Origin of the sequence: Roseicyclus mahoneyensis (assembly GCF_003148775.1) — a bacterium.
GTDB classification, from domain to species: Bacteria; Pseudomonadota; Alphaproteobacteria; order Rhodobacterales; family Rhodobacteraceae; genus Roseicyclus; species Roseicyclus mahoneyensis.
This window is the reverse complement of record NZ_QGGW01000001.1, coordinates 187,316-205,027: the sequence shown is the minus strand read 5'-3', so window position 1 is coordinate 205,027 and position 17,712 is coordinate 187,316. Positions and strand designations below refer to the sequence as shown.

17 protein-coding genes are annotated in these 17,712 nt (G+C 66.2%); 9 read left to right on the top strand and 8 right to left on the bottom strand.

Annotated elements, in window-relative coordinates; genetic code table 11:
• Positions 1-21: 21 nt before the first annotated feature.
• Positions 22-1,113, bottom strand: a complete 1,092-nt coding sequence (locus C7455_RS01055; RefSeq protein ID WP_109664329.1) for an alcohol dehydrogenase catalytic domain-containing protein — start codon at positions 1,111-1,113, stop codon at positions 22-24.
• A 166-nt stretch (positions 1,114-1,279) separates the two neighbouring features.
• Here C7455_RS01055 and pcaD point away from each other — a divergent pair, with 166 nt between their 5' ends.
• Genes pcaD through C7455_RS01040 form a run of 3 tightly spaced genes read left to right on the top strand, consistent with a single transcriptional unit; the run spans position 1,280 to position 4,689 of the window.
• The gene (gene pcaD, locus C7455_RS01050) at positions 1,280-2,080 is read left to right on the top strand and encodes a 3-oxoadipate enol-lactonase (protein WP_109664326.1); all 801 of its coding nucleotides are present in this window, start codon (positions 1,280-1,282) and stop codon (positions 2,078-2,080) included.
• Positions 2,077-3,408: a lyase family protein gene (locus C7455_RS01045; RefSeq protein WP_109664323.1), complete on the top strand. Its 1,332-nt coding sequence runs from the start codon at positions 2,077-2,079 to the stop codon at positions 3,406-3,408. Before pcaD ends, C7455_RS01045 begins: the two co-directional genes overlap by 4 nt.
• A gap of 48 nt (positions 3,409-3,456) precedes the next feature.
• Entirely contained in the window at positions 3,457-4,689 is a 1,233-nt protein-coding gene (locus tag C7455_RS01040) for a TCR/Tet family MFS transporter (RefSeq protein WP_109664321.1), read from the top strand.
• A gap of 31 nt (positions 4,690-4,720) precedes the next feature.
• On the opposite strand, the gene C7455_RS01035 is transcribed toward C7455_RS01040, so the two are convergent.
• Genes C7455_RS01035 through C7455_RS01025 form a run of 3 tightly spaced genes read right to left on the bottom strand, consistent with a single transcriptional unit; the run spans position 4,721 to position 7,218 of the window.
• On the bottom strand, positions 4,721-5,695 hold the full coding sequence (locus C7455_RS01035; RefSeq protein ID WP_109664318.1) for a threonine ammonia-lyase: 975 nt from the start codon (positions 5,693-5,695) through the stop codon (positions 4,721-4,723).
• Entirely contained in the window at positions 5,692-6,528 is an 837-nt protein-coding gene (locus tag C7455_RS01030) for an alpha/beta fold hydrolase (RefSeq protein WP_109664315.1), read from the bottom strand. The genes C7455_RS01035 and C7455_RS01030 overlap by 4 nt, the downstream gene beginning before the upstream one ends.
• Positions 6,529-6,531: 3 nt before the next feature.
• Complete coding sequence (locus C7455_RS01025) at positions 6,532-7,218, bottom strand: haloacid dehalogenase type II (protein WP_109664313.1); 687 nt, start codon at positions 7,216-7,218, stop codon at positions 6,532-6,534.
• A gap of 176 nt (positions 7,219-7,394) precedes the next feature.
• Here C7455_RS01025 and C7455_RS01020 point away from each other — a divergent pair, with 176 nt between their 5' ends.
• From C7455_RS01020 to C7455_RS01010, 3 genes are all read left to right on the top strand, one after another.
• A complete protein-coding gene (locus C7455_RS01020) occupies positions 7,395-7,823 on the top strand; it encodes an FKBP-type peptidyl-prolyl cis-trans isomerase (protein ID WP_109664310.1) in 429 nt (142 codons plus the stop codon).
• Between the two features lie 308 nt (positions 7,824-8,131).
• Complete coding sequence (locus tag C7455_RS01015) at positions 8,132-8,452, top strand: c-type cytochrome (RefSeq protein WP_109664307.1); 321 nt, start codon at positions 8,132-8,134, stop codon at positions 8,450-8,452.
• Between the two features lie 194 nt (positions 8,453-8,646).
• On the top strand, positions 8,647-9,921 hold the full coding sequence (locus tag C7455_RS01010; RefSeq protein ID WP_109664304.1) for a PQQ-dependent sugar dehydrogenase: 1,275 nt from the start codon (positions 8,647-8,649) through the stop codon (positions 9,919-9,921).
• A 48-nt stretch (positions 9,922-9,969) separates the two neighbouring features.
• Here C7455_RS01010 and C7455_RS01005 read toward each other — a convergent pair whose 3' ends face one another.
• Both C7455_RS01005 and C7455_RS01000 read right to left on the bottom strand, forming a co-directional pair.
• The gene (locus C7455_RS01005; protein WP_109664301.1) at positions 9,970-10,758 is read right to left on the bottom strand and encodes an enoyl-ACP reductase FabI; all 789 of its coding nucleotides are present in this window, start codon (positions 10,756-10,758) and stop codon (positions 9,970-9,972) included.
• Between the two features lie 7 nt (positions 10,759-10,765).
• Positions 10,766-11,995 (bottom strand): beta-ketoacyl synthase N-terminal-like domain-containing protein, encoded by a 1,230-nt coding sequence (locus C7455_RS01000; protein WP_109664298.1) that lies wholly within the window; start codon positions 11,993-11,995, stop codon positions 10,766-10,768.
• A 321-nt stretch (positions 11,996-12,316) separates the two neighbouring features.
• On the opposite strand from C7455_RS01000, the gene C7455_RS00995 reads away from it, so the two are divergent.
• Positions 12,317-13,513: a Hint domain-containing protein gene (locus tag C7455_RS00995; protein ID WP_245904174.1), complete on the top strand. Its 1,197-nt coding sequence runs from the start codon at positions 12,317-12,319 to the stop codon at positions 13,511-13,513.
• Here C7455_RS00995 and fabA read toward each other — a convergent pair.
• Positions 13,471-13,980, bottom strand: coding sequence for a bifunctional 3-hydroxydecanoyl-ACP dehydratase/trans-2-decenoyl-ACP isomerase (fabA, locus tag C7455_RS00990; RefSeq protein WP_109664295.1), 510 nt, complete (start codon positions 13,978-13,980; stop codon positions 13,471-13,473). The two genes, C7455_RS00995 and fabA, sit on opposite strands and share 43 nt — an antisense overlap.
• Before the next feature lie 165 nt (positions 13,981-14,145).
• On the opposite strand from fabA, the gene irrA reads away from it, so the two are divergent.
• Both irrA and typA read left to right on the top strand, forming a co-directional pair.
• Complete coding sequence (gene irrA / locus C7455_RS00985) at positions 14,146-14,565, top strand: iron response transcriptional regulator IrrA (protein ID WP_109664292.1); 420 nt, start codon at positions 14,146-14,148, stop codon at positions 14,563-14,565.
• 99 nt (positions 14,566-14,664) lie between these two features.
• A complete protein-coding gene (typA, locus tag C7455_RS00980; protein ID WP_109664289.1) occupies positions 14,665-16,482 on the top strand; it encodes a translational GTPase TypA in 1,818 nt (605 codons plus the stop codon).
• Between the two features lie 87 nt (positions 16,483-16,569).
• On the opposite strand, the gene C7455_RS00975 is transcribed toward typA, so the two are convergent.
• Positions 16,570-17,661, bottom strand: a complete 1,092-nt coding sequence (locus C7455_RS00975; RefSeq protein ID WP_109664287.1) for a hypothetical protein — start codon at positions 17,659-17,661, stop codon at positions 16,570-16,572.
• Positions 17,662-17,712: the final 51 nt, after the last annotated feature.

Genomic DNA, 17,712 nt, shown 5'->3' with positions numbered 1-17,712 from the left:
TATTTTCGAAACGAAGAAGGCTCAGGTCGGGAAGATCAAGACGTTGCGGCGGGCCTGACCGGCGTTGGTGTCAGCGATGGCGGCGTTGATCTGGTCGAAGGGCCATTGCCGCGAGACCAGTTCATCAAGCTTGAGACGCCCCTGACCATAGAGGTCGACCATCCATGGAATGTCGCGCGCGAGCACCACATCGCCCATCTTGCTGCCGCGCATGCCGTGCCCCAGGGCTGCGACCATGACCGGCTCGTAGCTGGACATGGCCCCCGAGGCCGGCATGCCCACGGCATAGGCGGTGCCGCCCGGCGCGATCAGGCGCAGCGCCATGTCATAGGCGGGGACAGCGCCCACGGTGACGAAGACATGATCGGCGAGCCTGCCGCCGGTGATGCGCTCAAGCTCCTGCCAGGGCTTTTCCACCGTGGCGAGGATCGTGTCGGTGGCCCCGAAGGCGCGCGCATCGTCCAGTTTCAACGGTTCCAGATCCATCGCCACGATCCGGGCCGCGCCCGCGATATGGGCACCCTGCACGGTGTTGAGGCCGACGCCGCCCGCCCCGATCACCACCACCGTGTCGCCGGGGCGCACGCGCGCGGTGTTGACCACGGCGCCGACGCCGGTCGGCACGCCGCAGGCCAGCAGGCAGGCCGAATGGGGGGCGGCCGCCTCACCCAAGGGGGCGATCTGGGACTGATCGACGATGACCTTTTCGGCGAAGGCGCCGCATTCCATCGCGGCCACGACCGGCGCGCCGGTGGCATCGGTCAGTTTGGGCGCGCGTTCCGTCTTGCCGGAGCAGTACACGGGCCTGCCGCTGGCGCAGTCCGGGCAGGTGCCGCACGACCGGATCAGCGTGACGAGGACACGCTCGCCCAGAGCCACCTTGGCGACGCCCGCCCCAAGGGCGCTGACGCGGCCTGCCGCCTCGTGGCCGTAGACGGCGGGCAGCGTGCCGCCCCATGCGCCTTCGAGATAGGAGATGTCGGAATGGCAGATCGCGACGGCCTCGAGCGTGACCTCGATCTCGCTGGGGCCCGGATCGCGCAGGGTGAGCGTTTCGATCTCGAGCGGCGCGCCAAAGCTGCGGCAGACGGCGGCGCGGATGGTGGATGGCATGTGGTTCCTCGTGTCCCTCGTGTTTTGCGGGCATCCTTGCACACGGCGCAGGGACGGCAAGGCGATTTCGCGCCGTGGGACTGCCTGTTCGCGACGTCCCGCCGCCCCTGCCCCTTGCGGGGCCGCCCCCGCTGGCCCAGAACCGGGGCAAAGGACGGAGGATGCGATGGACAGTCTCGATCTGGGCGATGTGGTGGTGCACTACGCGGACACCGGGCCGCGGGGCGCGCCGGCGGTGGTGTTCTCCAATTCGCTGGGCACCGATCTCCGGCTGTGGGACGCCATCTTGCCCTATCTGCCCGAGGGTCTGCGGGTGATCCGCTATGACACGCGCGGTCATGGGCTGTCGAGCTGCCCGCCTGCGCCTTACACGATGGGCGCGCTGATCCGCGATGCCGAGCGGCTGATTGACGGGCTGGGGGTGCGCGATTGCGTCTTTGTGGGCCTGTCGATCGGGGGGATGATCGCGCAGGGGCTGGCGGCCAAGCGGTTGGATCTGGTGCGCGCGGTGGTGTTGTCGAACACCGCGCCCAAGATCGGCACCCGGACGATGTGGGAGGATCGGATCGCCATGGTCGAGACGCAGGGCCTGTCGGCCATGTCGGGGGCAATCATGGAGCGGTGGTTTTCCAAGCCCTTCCGCGAGGGGCCGCAGGTGACGCCGTGGCGGCGGATGGTGGAGACGACCCCGCCCGAGGGCTACGCGGGCTGTTCGGCGGCCATCGCGGGCACGGATTTCTACGCCACGACCGCCGCGCTGCGCCTGCCTGCGCTGGTGATTGCCGGGTCCGAGGACGGATCGACCCCGCCCGACCTGGTGCGCGATCTGGCAGGCCTGATCCCCGGTGCGCGTTATGAGCTGATCCGGGGTGCGGGGCATCTGCCTTGCGTTGAAAAGCCCGAGATCTTCGGCCCGCTGCTGGCGGGGTTCTTGCGCGACATCGGGCATTCGGAGGGCGGGGCATGAGTGCCAGCCCGTTTGACAGCGCGCTTTACCGCGGGCTCTTCGGCGATGCGGAGATGGCGCGGCTGGTCTCGGACACCGCCGAGGTGCGGGCGATGATGCTGGTTCTGGGGGCCTTGGCATCGGTGCAGGGAAAGGCTGGCGTGATCCCCGAGGTCTCGGGCGCGTTTCTGGCGCGCGCGATGATGGAGGTGCAGGTCGACCCTGCCGGGCTGGCCGAGAGCACCGGCGCGAACGGGGTGAGCGTGCCGGGTCTGGTGGCGGCGCTCCGCCGCGCGCTCGAGGCGCCGGAGCATGCGGCATGGCTGCATTTCGGGGCCACCAGCCAGGACATTCAGGATACCGGCCTGATGCTGCGGCTGGCCCGTGCGCTGGCGCTGATCGAGGGGCGGCTGGTCGCGGCGGCCGGCGCGCTGGGGCGGCTGGCCGAGGCGGAGGCCGACACGCCGGTGGCTGCGCGCACCTATGGGCAGGTGGCGGTGCCGTCGAGTTTCGGGGCGCAGGTGGCCGTCTGGGGCTGGCCGGTGATCCGCGCTATCGAGCGGCTGCGCGACCTGCGGCCGCGGCTGCCGGTGTCGCTGTCGGGGGCTGGCGGGACGGGCAGCATGCTGGGGCCGGACCCCGCCGCGATCCGGGTCGGACTGGCGGAGGCGCTGGGGCTGGCCGATCCGGGCCGCAGCTGGCATGCGGAGCGGTCGCTAATTGCGGAACTGGCCGGGGTCTGCACGGCCGTGACGACGGCAGGGGCCAAGGCGGGCGAGGATCTGCTGATCCTGACCCGCAGCGATGTGGGAGAGGTGCGGTTGGCGGGCGGCGGCGCGTCCTCCACCATGCCGCAAAAGGAAAACCCGGTCGCGCCGTCGGTTCTGGTTGCACTGGCGCGGTTTGCGGCGGCGCAAGGCGCGGCGCTGTCGCCCGCATCGCGCGAGGCGCGCGATGGCGCGGGGTGGTTCACCGAATGGCTGGTGCTGCCGCAACTGGTTGTGGCGGCCGGGAAATCGGCAGCGGTGCTGGGCGAGGTCCTGGGCGCGATCGCGCCGGACCGGAGCGCGATGGCCGCGCGCTTGGGGGAACCGCTGGGGCTGATCCATGCAGAGGCGCTGAGTTTCGCGCTGGCCCGCGCGATGCCGCGGTCCGAGGCGCAGGCGGCGGTCAAGCGGCTGGCGGGTGAGGCGAAACGCACAGGCCGCGCCCTGCCCGATCTGGTGGCCGAGACCCATCCGGATCTGACCTTGCCGCCGCTCACGGGGCCCGAGACGCTGGGCGCCGCACCCGATGATGCGCGCAGCTTTGCCAGCGCGGCGCGGGCAATCGCCGATGGACAAGGTTGATCTGTCAATCTAGGTTGACAGTCGACTGAGCCCCTCGAAAGTCGTTTCATGGCCCCGCGCCGCCTGCCCGTGATGTTCATCTTGATCACCGTGACGCTGGACGCGATGGGCATCGGGCTGATCTTGCCGGTGATCCCGGACCTGATCCGGGAGGTGCAGGGCGCGAGCCTGTCGGACGCGGCGCTGTGGGGGGGCATCTTGTCGGCCTCCTATGCGGTGATGCAGTTCGGGTTCTCGCCCACACTGGGCAACCTGTCGGACCGCTTCGGGCGGCGGCCGATCCTTCTGGTGTCGATGGCGGTTCTGGCGGTCGATTACGTCATCATGGCGGTGGCAGGCTCGATCTGGCTGCTGCTCTTTGGCCGCATCGTTGCAGGCATGGCGGCGGCGACGCATTCCACGGCACTGGCCTACATGGCGGACATCACCGACGGCTCCAAGCGCGCGCAGAATTTCGGCCTGATTTCAGCGGGTTTCGGGATGGGGTTCATCTTTGGCCCGGCCTTGGGCGGGATGCTCGGCGGGCTTGATCCGCGCGCGCCTTTTGTGGCGGCGGCCTGTCTGGCCGCGCTGAATTTCGCCTTCGGGTATTTCGTCTTGCCCGAAAGCCTGCCGAAGGAGCGCCGGCGCAAGCTCGACTGGAGCCGCGCCAACCCGGCCGGCGCACTGAAGGCGGTGGGCAAGCTGCCCGGTGTGCGGCCGCTTTTGATGGTCATGTTGGCCTATCAGATCGCCAATTTCACCTATCCCGCCGTCTGGGCCTATTACATTCAGGGCGCGTTTGGCTGGGATGCGCGGATGGTCGGCCTGTCGCTGGCGGCTTACGGGGTGGCCATCGCGGTGGTTCAGGCGGGGCTGATCCGGGCGATCTTGCCACGCTTGGGCGAGACGCGGGCGGTGGTCTGGGGGCTGATCCTGAACACGGTCTGTCTGGTCCTTTACGGCTTTGCCACGCAAGGCTGGATGATCTGGTTTCTGATCCCGATCTCGGCGGTGGGGGCCATCGTCGCGCCCGCGATGCAGGGCGTGATGAGCCGGGCGGCGGGGGCCGACCAGCAAGGGGAGTTGCAGGGTGTCTTGTCGTCGATCTCGGCGCTGTCGATGATCTTGTCGCCGCTGATCATGACGCAGGCGTTTTTCTGGTTCACCCGGCCCGAGGGGGCGATCTGGCTGCCCGGTGCGCCCTTCCTTTTGGGGGCGGTGCTGATGGCGGGCGCTTTCGTGATCTATGTGCGGACGCGCGTCCCCCCTGCCCGGGCCGTTGTGCGGGCGGCGGAGTGAGCGCCGTGCATATTTGGAGAAAGATGAAGGCTCAGCCGCCCGCAAGGATCTCGGCGTAAAGCGCGGGGTCGGCGTTGCCGCCCGAGAGCGTGCAGATGACCGGCCCATCGGCAAGCGCGCGGCCATGGAAGAGGGCGGCGGCCAGCGCGACGGCGCCGCCCGGTTCCACCACCAGTTTCAGCCGGGTTGCGGCAAGGCGCATCGCTTCCCTGACCTCAAGCTCCGTCACCACGATGCCGGGGCCACAAAGGCGGGACAGGATCGGGAAAGTGATTTCGCCCGGCATCGGCGTCAGGATCGCGTCGCAGAACCCTGCCTCGGGCGAGGCGTGGCGGGTGCGGGTCCCGGAGGCGAGCGAGATCGCGGTGTCGTCGAAGCCTTCGGGCTCGACCGGGCGGACGGTCATTCCGGGCGCTTTCGCCGCCAGTGCCAGCGCGATGCCGGAGGTCAGGCCGCCGCCGCCGCAACAAGTGAGCACGGTGCCCTGGGTGATGCCGAGCGCCGCCGTCTGTGCCGCGATCTCGAGGCCGCAGGTGCCCTGCCCCGCAATCACTTGCGCATCATCGAAAGGCTTGATGAGCGTCATGTTCCGCTCGGCCTGCAGGCGCGCGCCGATCTCCTCGCGCTTTTCGCCGCCGGCGCGGTCGTAGAGCACCACCTCGGCGCCCAGCGCGCGGGTGTTCTCGATCTTCAGCGCGGGCGCGTCCTTGGGCATGATGATGATGGCGGGGACGCCATGGAGTTGGGCGGCATGAGCCACGCCCTGCGCGTGGTTGCCCGAGGAGAAGGCCAGCACGCCGCGGGCGCGGGTTTCGGGGTCAAGCGCCGACACTGCGGCCCAGCCGCCACGGAACTTGAACGATCCCGTGTGTTGCAGCACCTCGGCCTTGGCCAGCACGCGGCGGCCCGCGATTTCGTCGAGGAAGGGCGAAGAGAGCAGCGGAGTTTCGCGGACGATCCCCTTGGCGCGGGCGGCGGCGGCTTCGATCATGGCGATGTCGGTCATTGTGTAGCTTGCTCCAGCACGGTGGCGATCACGCGGATTGCGTCAGGTTCGTCGAGAAAGGGGACATGGCCGCGATCGGGCAGCTCGGCAAAGACCATGTCAGGGCGGCGGCGGCGCATTTCGGCGGCGGTGGCGGCGGACAGGATGTTGGAGCCCGCGCCGCGGATCAGGCCCAAGGGGACGCCTTGCAGCGCATCGAAGAGCGGCCAGAGGTCGGGGGCCACGGCATCCGGGGCGAAGGCGGGGGCCACAGCCTCGCGCAGGCGGGGGTCGTAGCGGTTGTGGAGCGCGCCGTCCCTTTCGGTGAAGAGGCGGCGGGCCATGGCCGCCCATGTGGCGTCCGGCACGCCCAGGAAGGCGGGCGCATAATGGCGCGGAAAGGCGGCGGCGGCCTCGGGCAACGTGCGGGCCTTGGGCGGCCGGCCGAGGTAATCCATGATGTAGGCGAGCCCCTCGGGCATCACCTCCGGGCCGATGTCGTTGAAGATGACACCCGCGATGCGGGGCCGTGCCATGGCGGCCAGCACCAGTGCGACAAGGCCGCCGCGCGAGGTGCCGAGGATGGTGACCTTTTGCAGACCGAGATGGTCAAGCAGCGTCAGGACATCCGCCGCTTCCTGCGGGACCTGATAGGTGGCGGGATCGCCCCAGTCCGACGCACCGCGGCCGCGGAAATCCATGCGGATGATCTGCGCACGGGTGGCGAAGGCATCGAGCACGGGCTCGAAATCCTCCATGTTGCGGGTCAGGCCCGGCAGGCACAGAAGGGGCGCGCCCTCGCCCGTCACGTCATAGGCAAGGCGCAGGCCGTCGGGGGCGGTGACGCACTCCATCGCTCAGAGCCCCAGAATGTTGCGCACAGCGCCGAGGTCGGCGGCGACATTTTCGGGGCGGCCAGGGAGGCGGTCGACGGGATCGCCGGCGCGGTTGACCAAAAGGGTGCGGAATCCGTAGGCGGCGGCCGCCGCCGCGTCCCAGCCATTGGCCGAGACGAAGAGGACTTGATCGGGGGTGCAGGCAAGGCGCGCGCCGACGAGGTCGTAGACGCGGGCGTCGGGCTTGAAGACGCCGACATCCTCGACGCTCAGGACATCGTCGAGCAGCGCGCCGATCCCGGCGGAGGCGACGGCCTCCTCGAGCATCCCGGGACTGCCGTTCGAGAGGATCGCGCGGGCCAGGCCCGCCGTCTTGAGGGTGGTCAGCAGCGCCGGTACCTCGGGGTAGGGTTTGAGGCGGCGGTAGAGGCCGAGGAGTCCGTTTCGCAGGTCAGGGTCGTCGATCCCGGCACGGTCCAGCGCCCAATCAAGGCCGTCTTGCGTGACCTGCCAGAAATCGCAGTGATCGCCGGTGATCGCGCGGAGCCAGGAATATTGCAGCTGCTTGGTGCGCCAGTCGGCAGAGACCTGTTGCCAGACCGCGGCGAAGGTGGCGCGCCCCGGTTCGCCCGCCAGCGCCCGGGCGGCGGCATTGACATCAAAGAGGGTGCCGTAGGCATCGAAAACGCAGGTCGTGATCTTTGTCATGGCATCCCTCCCTTGGCCCCTCTCGGGACTCGGGCGCACCCTTGCACAGGCGTGCGGCCGCGACAATTCGTGTCGGCCCGGTTTCATCCTGCGGCCCGATCGCCTATACTCAAGGCCGAGCCGCGGCAGACCAACCCATGCCGCAAAACCCATCCTCCCCCATCAAAGGATACCCCATGACCCAGGCAATGCCCGGCACGACCGTATCGATTCATTACACAGGCACATTGGCGGACGGCACTACTTTCGACACATCGCAGGGGCGCGAGCCGCTGACCTTCGAGATGGGGGCGGGCCAGATCATTCCCGGCCTCGAGGCGGCACTTGACGGCATGGCCGAGGGCGAGCGCAAGACCGTGACCATCCCCGCCGCGCAGGCTTACGGCCCGCGCCGGGAGGAGGCGATGAGCCAAGTGCCGCGCGATGCGGTGCCGGATCACATCCCGCTGGATCTTGGAACACAGTTGCAGGTGCAGACGCCGGATGGGCAGGCAATGCCGGTGACCGTGGCAGAGGTGACCGACGAAGCGGTGACGCTGGACGCGAACCATCCGCTGGCCGGACAGGACCTGACCTTTGCGGTGGAACTGGTCAAGGTCGCCTGAGGGCGATTTGGGTGGCTTCTCAAGGGTGAGATGCCACTCAAATAATTGATATTATTTTACTTTTAACTCTGTGACCTTCCCACTCTTGGTTTTGGCGGGGTCATGCCGACGCCTTGCGCCCTGTGCAGGGTCCGTGGCGAAGTGTCGGTTGTGACAGGCGCCAATGCTGACAGGGTCAGTCATCATTGACGCTGTGTAAGCCCCGCCTACTTCACCTGCGACGGTTCGACACGGGGCCGATGGCGGGGTCGAGGGGGCCCTGCCCCGGCTTCGCCCGAGACCGTTGACGACCATGGAAGGGAGGTTCCATGATACCCAGAGTGCTGGCCGCGTCCTGCGTGGCCTTTTTGGCGGCTGTGCCCAACGCATCCGCGGACACACCGGCCACGAACGCGGCGGAGGTATATGCCGCGTCCTGTTCGGCATGCCACGGACGCACCGGGCGCGGCGTGTCGGTCTATCCCTCGCTCCAGAACCGAAGCGCGGAGTATCTGGCGGAAAAGCTGGAGATCTACCGCTCGGGCGAAGGCATCGGGCCAAATTCGGGCCTGATGATCCCAAATGCGCGGGATCTGACCGACGCGGAGATCGCGGCCCTTTCGGAGTTCATGTCCACGACGTTCCGATAGGGGCGACGAGGCGCGGTGCGCCGGACCCTGAAAGGTCCGGGGCCCGCCAAGATCCGGACACGCACCAAGGGAGGGGGTCGGTTCGTGCGGACGGCCTTTGAACCCGCGTGTCCGGTGGTGTGCACCACAGGGGGGCACGGTTCCGCACGGGCGCGGCGTCGAGGAGGACGCCGCCTTTCCTTGGGAGGAAGACAATGAAACCTGCAAAGATGGGGCTGACGCTGTGTGCGGCCCTCGCGTCGACCGCGATGCTGTCGGTCATGACGACCGCGGCGCGGGCCGATGCGCCGACCCTGACCCATGAGGTCGTGATGTCCGGGCTGGAAGGCCCGTGGGACATGGCGTTCATGGCGGACGGGACCATGTTCTTTACCGAAAAATGCCTCGGCCTTTCGGTGCGCATGCCCTCGGGCGATGTGATGCGGCTTTTGGGGATGACGGGGTCGGAAGGCTACGCCATGTCGGCCGATGACCTGTTTTGCGAGGGACAGGCCGGGATGCTGGGGGTAGCACTTGACCCCGATTTCGACACCAACCGCCAGATCTACGTCTATTCGGCCTCGACCGCTACGGGCGCGCAGTCGAACCATGTGATGCGGATGACGGTGGCGGCGGATTTCGCCTCGGTCTCGGACCGGGTCGATATCATCGACGACATCCCCTACAAGCCTGCCGCGTCCGACCATCCCTTTGGCGGGCCCGGTGCGCATAATGGCGGGCGCATCCGGTTCCATGACGACGGGTTCTTGTATGTGACCACCGGCGACACCCATAACGGCGAGGTGCCGCAGTCGCCGACGCTGATGGGCGGCAAGGTGCTGCGCATCGACACCGACGGCAATGCAGCGCCGGACAATGGCGCGCCCGAGGGGTTCGATCCGCGCGTCTTTACCTACGGGCATCGCAATGTGCAGGGCATCGCCTTTGACCCCGACACGGGTGCCGTGGTGATCGCCGAGCACGGGCCGTGGCATTCCGACGAGGTGACGGTGCTGCGGCCGGGCGGCAACGGCGGCTGGGACCCGCGGCCCAACATGGCCGGTCGGGCCGATTGCCCGGACAACTATTGCGGCTACTCGCCCAATCAGATGGACGGGATGGACCCGGCCGCACGTGCGGCCTTCATGCCGATGACCGACACCGCCACCTACCCTGACGCGATGCCACCCGCATGGGTCAATGACGGGCTGTCGCAGGGCACGGGATCGGCCGAATTCCTTGTCGGCGATCAGTGGGGCGACTGGAACGGCATGATGGCCGTCGGGATCATGGGCATCGGCTTTGGCGGAACGCCCGTGGGCCAGCGGATCGACCTGATCAACATCGCCGAGGACGGGATGTCGGCCGAGGTGATCACCATGCCGCTGCCGATGGAGCCGGGACGCTTCCGGTCTGTGGTGCTTGGGCCGGACGGCAACCTTTACGCCGCGATGGACGAGGGCGAGATCTACCGGATCATCCCGAACTGAACCCAAGACCGCCGCGCTGCCCAAGGGCGGCGCGGCATCCCCTGCCCGTTACATGTTCTCGGGCTGCAGCATCCCCAGAACATGATAGCCACCGTCAACAAGGATGATCTCGCCGGTGGTGCAGGCGCCGTAGTCCGATGCGAGATATACCGCCGTGCCGCCGATGGCCTCGAGCGTGGCATTGGCGCGGAGCGGTGCGTTCGCCTCGGTCGTCTTGAAGGTCTTGCGCGCGCCACCGATGGCGGCCCCGGCCAGCGTCTTCATCGGCCCCGGCGAAATCGCGTTGACGCGGATCTGTTGTGGGCCGAGGTCATTGGCGAGATAGCGCACGGAGCTTTCCAGCGCCGCCTTGGCCACGCCCATGACGTTGTAGAAGGGCGTGACGCGGTTGGAGCCCTGATAGGTCAGCGTGATGAGGCTGCCGCCCTCGGGCATCAGTTCCGAGGCGCGCTTGGCCACGTCGATGAAGGAATAGCAGCTGATCGTCAGCGAGTTGCGGAAATTCTCGCGGCTGGTGTTGATGAAGCGACCGGTCAATTCCGCCTTGTCAGAAAAGGCAATGGCGTGAACCACGAAATCGAGCGTGCCCCAACGATCCTTGAGGGTGGCAAAACAGGCATCCATGGAGGCGTCGTTCGTCACGTCGACATCGACCAGCAGGTCGGAGCCGAGCGAGGCCGCCAAAGGCTCGACACGCTTGCCGAAGGCCTCGCCCTGATAGCTGAAGGCCAGTTCTGCCCCTTCGGCATGCAAAGCCCTGGCGATGCCCCAGGCGATGGATCGGTCATTGGCGACCCCCATCACAAGGCCGCGTTTGCCCGTTATCAAATTCGCCATGATTGCCTTACCCAACAAACCGGCTGAGCAGCATGGAGCCGTTCGTGCCGCCAAACCCAAAGGAATTCGTCATCACCGTATCAAGCCCGGCATTCTCGCGCAGGGTCGTGGCGATCTCGTCCGGCGACAGCGCCGGGTCGAGCGTCTCGACGTTGATCGAGGGGGCGATGAAATCGCCCTGCAGCATCAGCAGGCAGAAAATCGCCTCGAGCGCACCGGCGGCCCCTTGGGCGTGGCCAGTCATGGATTTGGTGGAGGAAATGGGCGGCGTGCTGCCCGTGCCGAAGACGCGGCGCACGGCCTCGACCTCGCCCACGTCGCCCACGGGGGTCGAGGTGCCATGGGCGTTGATGTAGCTGATGCGGCGGTCCGCTGGCAGGGTTTGCAGCGCCAAACGCATTGCCCGTTCGCCGCCTTCGCCCGAGGGGGCGACCATGTCGTGCCCGTCAGAGGTTGCGGCGAAGCCCGTGACCTCGGCCAGGATGTTGGCACCGCGCGCCAGCGCGTGATCGAGGGCCTCCAGCACCACGATGCCGCCGCCACCCGCAATGACGAAGCCGTCGCGCCCCGCATCAAAGGCGCGGGAAGCCTTATCGGGCGTGTCATTGTATTTCGAGGACATGGCCCCCATCGCGTCGAAAAGGCACGAGAGTGTCCAGTCGAGTTCCTCGGCCCCGCCCGCGAACATGATGTCCTGCTTGCCCAGCATAATCTGTTCCGAGGCCGCCCCGATGCAGTGCAGCGAGGTCGAACAGGCGGACGTGATGGAATAGTTGATGCCCTTGATCTTGTAGGCGGTCGCAAGGTTCGCGCTGATCGTGGAGGACATGCATTTGGGCACGGCGAAGGGGCCGATGCGTTTGGTGGCCCCCGTGGACAGGACCGACTGGTGGGCCGCGAACATGGCTGAGGTGGAGGGCCCGCCCGACCCCGCGATCAGTCCGGTACGGTCGTTGGAGATATCGGCATCGGTGAGCCCGGCCTGCGCGATGGCCTGCCCCATGGCGATATGGGCATAGGCCGCGCCCGGCCCCATGAAGCGGAGCGCGCGCTTGTCGACATGCTCGGCCGGGTCGATCTTGAGCGTGCCCGCGATCTGGCTGCGAAAGCCGTGCTCGACCATGTCGGGATGGGTTTCGATGCCGGAGCGTCCCACCCGCAAGGATGCCTCCACCTCGGCGGCGGTGTTTCCGATGGGTGAGACGATGCCCAGTCCCGTGACGACGACGCGGCGCATGTGCCCGCTCCCTCCGAATGCATGTTGGGGTCGTGTTTAGGACAGGGGGACGGCAAGGGGCAAGCAGATAGGGCTTTGTCCGGTCGCCCGACGTCGCTTGCGGCGGTCGTGCCCGTGTCGCATCTGGCCCAAGGTCCAGACCGGATGCAGCGCCCCAACGATCACGCCATGCCGCGCAACCGTATCCTTGGCGAAGAGTCATCACTTTGCCCTAACAGCTCCCCAAAAAGGGCCGTTTTTAGGCGGAGTCAGGCTCGTGCGTGTCAAGGGACCTGTCCACGACCGCCAGGCTGTCCCGCGGGTCCACAAGAAGGCCGACCAATGGCGACGATTTACGACCTCATCGAAGTGACCTCGATCACGGCGAATACGACCTATTCGCTCGCGAACGGAAACCTGCTGGGTGTTGTCGAGGCGCAGCCGTCGCCGAACCTGAGCGATGGCGAGTTCGACATCGGCGATTTCATTGTGATCGGCGGGGTGTCCTGGCGCATCGACACAATCCGAGAACCCGACAGCAACGGGTCCTTCGTGTTGGGCGATGGCAGCACAAGGACCTTTTCACCGGGCAGCGAGTCCAATCTTGATGCGGTCTTTTTGTCGGTGTCCTCGGGCGGGGTCGTGCGCCATTTCATAATTCCCAACGACCGTTACGGGGATATGAACATTCAGGCGATCACCACTGGCGCGCTTGGCAATGTTGCCGGTAGCGACGCGGCGATCATTTCGACGACCGACAACAAGATCGAGATTGTCTGCTTTACGCGTGGAACGCGGATCACGGTGGCAGGCGGTCAGGACGTGCCGATCGAATGGCTCGCACCGGGTGATCTCGTGCTGACGGCCGATCACGGGCTTCAACCTTTGGCATGGATCGGCTCGCGGTGCCTTACGGCCCATGACCTGCGCGCCCAAGAAGCTCTCAGACCCATCCAGATCGCGGCTGGTGCCCTTGGTGTGGGCTTGCCTCATGCAACTCTGGCGCTGTCGCCGCAGCATCGCGTGCTGGCCGCATCGAGGATCGCGCGGCGCATGTTCGGCGATGACGAGGTTCTTGTTGCCGCAAAGCATCTGGTCGGCCTCGACGGCGTCTCCAACACCGATGGCATCGCGCCGGTGGAATATTTCCACATCCTGTTCGAAAGGCACGAGATCGTGTTCGCCAACGGACTGGCCTGTGAAAGCCTGTTTGTCGGAGCGCAAGCCTACAGCGCCCTTCCGCCTGATGCGAAAGCCGAGATCTCGGCCATCTTTCCCGGGATCGAACAGGCAGGGACGGTGATGTCGCCCAGTCGCCAGATGGTGCGTGGTCGACAGGGTCGGCGGCTTGCGCGGCGGCACATGCTCAACGCCAAGCTGCTCTATTGCCCGCACAAGGCAGAGCCGTTGGGACTTGGGGTGCAGCAGTCCGCAGACAGCCCTGCGCCACAGGCAACACACAGTATGAACGTACCGGGTCGCGATGCGGTCGGGCCTCAACTCTCGCTGAGCGCGACCTTCATGTCCTTGACGAGATAAATCACCTCGCCATCCGCCTCGACCCGTCCATCGGCCACGCCCATTGTCAGGCGGCGGGTCTGCAGAGCCTTGGTGAAATCGACAAAATAGGTCAGCATCTTGCGGTCGGGCCGCACCATGCCGGTGAGTTTCACCTCGCCCACGCCCAGCGCGTAGCCCCTGCCCTGCCAGCCGCGCCAGCCGAGGTTGAAACCGGTCAACTGCCACAGCCCGTCGAGACCGAGGCAGCCGGGCATGATCGGATTTCCCGGAAAATGGCAGTCGAAAAACCACAAGTCCGGCGTGATGTCGAATTCGGCCACCACATGGCCCTTCCCATGCGCGCCTCCCTCGGCGGAGATGTCGGTGATGCGGTCCATCATCAACATGGGCGGCGCGGGCAGCTGGGCATTGCCCGGCCCGAACAGTTCACCCCGGGCGCAGGCCAGAAGGCCCTCCTTGTCGAAGGATGTCGGATACTCTGCCATGTCCCCCCGCAGATGCTATGTCGGACGCCGCCCGAAAACCGTTGCATTCGTCTAACATCGCGCCCGACAGCGGTGCAAGGGTGCGGGGTCGGACGCGGTTTGCAATTGAAACGCTTGGGGCAAAGGCCTTATATATGAGGGGATGTCGAGAGGATGTGTTGGCCGATGACCCCTGAAGCACTGGAACGCGGCAAAAGCTGGCTCGTCACGGGCGATCTGCGTCCGACGCGGCAGAGGCTGACGCTGGCGGCCTTACTGGTCGGGGACGGCGAAAACAGGCATGTCACGGCCGAAGGGCTGCATGACGCCGTGCTGTCGACGGGCGACAAGGTGTCGCTGGCCACCGTCTACAACACGCTCAAGGCGTTTTGCGATGCGGGCCTGATGCAAGAAGTCACTGTAGACGGCTCGCGCAGCTATTTCGACACGCGGATGGACGACCATCCGCATTTCCATTTCGAGGACACCGGGCATCTGACCGATGCACCTGCTGGCGACCTTGAAATCCGCGGCTTGCCCCCCGTGCCCGAGGGCTACGAGATCGCCAAACTCGACGTCGTGATCCGGCTGCGCAAGATTTCCTGACGCTGCATCGCAGCGCTAGCGACCCTTTCGCCCTAGCCAAACCGGGTCTGAGCCTGTAACGGCTCGGCCAACCCATTCGATTTCCTTTAAAGGCCCCCCATGGACCTCCGCAATATCGCGATCATCGCGCACGTCGACCACGGCAAGACCACGCTGGTCGACAACCTTTTGAAACAATCCGGCGCTTTCCGCGAGAACCAGGCCGTCGCCGAGCGCGCGATGGACAGCAATGATCTGGAGCGCGAGCGCGGCATCACGATCTTTGCCAAGCCCACCTCGGTCGAGTGGAAGGGCACGCGGATCAATATCGTCGACACCCCCGGGCACGCCGATTTCGGCGGCGAGGTGGAACGTATCCTGAGCATGGTCGACGGTGTGGTGTTGCTGGTCGACGCGGCCGAAGGGCCGATGCCGCAGACGAAATTCGTGACCTCCAAGGCACTGGCGCTGGGGCTCAGACCGATCGTGGTGCTCAACAAGGTCGACAAGCCCGATGCCGATCCGGACCGGGCGCTGGACGAGGTGTTCGACCTTTTCGCCGCGCTGGAGGCGGATGAGGACCAGCTGGATTTCCCGCACATGTATGCCTCGGGCCGGGCCGGTTGGGCCGATCCGACGCTGGACGGGCCGCGCAAGGACCTTCACGCCCTGTTCAACCTGATCGTGAACCACGTCCCGCGCCCGCGCCAGATCGCGCACCAAAACGACGATTTCCGGATGCTGGCCACGACGCTTGGGGCTGACCCCTTCGTCGGTCGCCTGCTGACGGGTCGCGTGGAATCGGGCCGCCTCAAGGTCGGACAGACTGTTCAGACGCTGAGCCGTCTGGGCGAAAAGGTGGAACAGTTCCGCGTCACGCGCATCCAGGCCTTCCGCGGGCTGGGCCAGCAAGACGTCGAGGAAGCGCTGGCAGGCGACATCGTCAGCCTTGCGGGCATGACGAAATCGACAGTGGCCGACACGATCTGCGCGCTGGCTGTGGATGAGCCGCTATATGCTCAACCGATCGACCCGCCGACGATCACGGTGACCTTCGGCATCAACGACAGCCCGCTGGCTGGCCGCGACGGCAAGAAGGTGCAATCCCGCGTGATCCGCGAGCGCCTTATGAAAGAGGCCGAAAGCAACGTCGCCATCAAGGTCAGCGACACACCCGGCGGCGAGGCCTTCGAGGTCGCGGGCCGCGGCGAATTGCAGATGGGCGTGTTGATCGAGAACATGCGCCGCGAGGGGTTCGAGCTGTCGATTTCCCGGCCGCAGGTGCTGTACCGCGAAATCGACGGGATCAGGCATGAGCCGATCGAGGAAGTCACCATCGACGTGGATGACGAATATACCGGCGCGGTGATCGAGAAGATCACCGGACCGCGCAAAGGCGATCTGAAGGAGATGAAGCCCGGGGGGGCGGGCAAGACGCGGATCATCGCTCTGGTGCCCTCGCGGGGCCTGATCGGCTACCACGGCGAGTTCCTGACCGACACGCGGGGCACAGGTGTCCTGAACCGTGTGTTCCACGCTTGGGAGCCGTTCAAGGGCCCGATCGAGGGGCGGCGCGCAGGCGTCCTGATCTCTATGGAGAACGGGGTGTCCGTGGCTTACGCGCTATGGAACCTCGAGGAACGCGGCCGCATGTTCATCGGCGCGCAGGCGCCGATCTACACCGGCATGATCATTGGCGAGCATAGCCGCGACAACGATCTCGAGGTGAACCCGCTCAAGGGCAAGAAGCTGACCAACGTGCGCGCGTCGGGGACGGACGAGGCCGTGCGCCTGACCACGCCGATCACCATGACGCTGGAACAGGCCATAGCCTATATCGACGATGACGAGTTGGTCGAGGTGACGCCGAACGCGATCCGGCTGCGCAAGCGCTACCTCGACCCGCATGAGCGCAAGCGGCAGTCGCGCGCGGGCTGAGGCGCACCCCGGACCGACCTGCAAGACTACAAAAAACCCCGCTGCCCTTGGCGCGCGGGGTTTTTCATGTCGGTCAGACTGGATGGATCAAAAGATCATCTCATCCACGCCCAGCAGCTGGTCCACCGGATTGACGGCGATGGTCATGCCAAGATCAGTGACAGCGTCAAAGGCCACAACGCCGAGGTTGAGGGTGGGCGCGACCGGGCCGGCGTCAAAGGTGAAGAACGTCAAACCATTGTCCGGCACATCGCCCAGACCGTCGACGAAACGGAACTCGTCCGCGCCATCGGATCCGGGGTTGATCCAGGGGTCAAGGTGGTCGGCAAGGTGATCGGGCCCGAGACCCGCAACATGATCGCCGACCGGGTCGACCGGCATGGTGGTCTGGTCGAGGTCATGGGCATCAAGCGGGTCGAGCGGATCACCCTCCTCGTCCACCGGGCCGGAGGGTTGTGTCCAGGGATCGGTGCCGGGGTCCGAGCCAGAGCGCTGGGCCAGCGCCTCGGCCAACGTCATGTCACTGCCCTCCCCGGTGGGGTCTTCGGGGAGGAAATCGACCTCGTCCAGCATCGTTTTCGCCTTTTCAGCGTTCGCTTTCTCCGCTTCGTATTTCTCATTCACGGCAATCCCCACCAAGGTGACACCGATGATGGCCAGGGTCACACCAATCGTGATGGGATTGACCGTCCACATTTCCGTTCCTTGGCTTTCCATCAGCGCATCCAGCAGCACACCATCGGTCTTGTCATCGCCCGAGACGGTCACGCCATAGCTCCCGAAGGCCTGAGCCAGCGCGTCGCTTGCGCCCATCCGCTCGAACAGGCCCGAGGAAAAGGCCGCGTTGGGATCGGTCTGAAAGGCACCCCCGCTGAAGGCATCATGGCCCTTGTCGGCCAGCCCCTTGAGATGGGCGGCCAGCGCATCGATGCCACCCTTGGCATGGATCGCGGCCAGATCGTCACTCAGCCCGGCGGCGGCTCCCAGACCGGAGAGATAGGCGGCGGCATCCTCGCCCATGAGGTCGAGCATCAGGCCCGTCATGTCGTCCGCGCTCGTGCCATTGGCGGATTTCTCGGCGAGGGCGGACATGATGTCATCGGACAGGCTCAGCGTCGCCTTGCCGTCCCCGGACAGGACGAGAGTGTAGGATTTGGTGGTCTGAACAAAATAGGTCATTGGAATGAAATCCCTGTTAAATAAGAGGTTTGTCTCTGCAACAGGGATTTA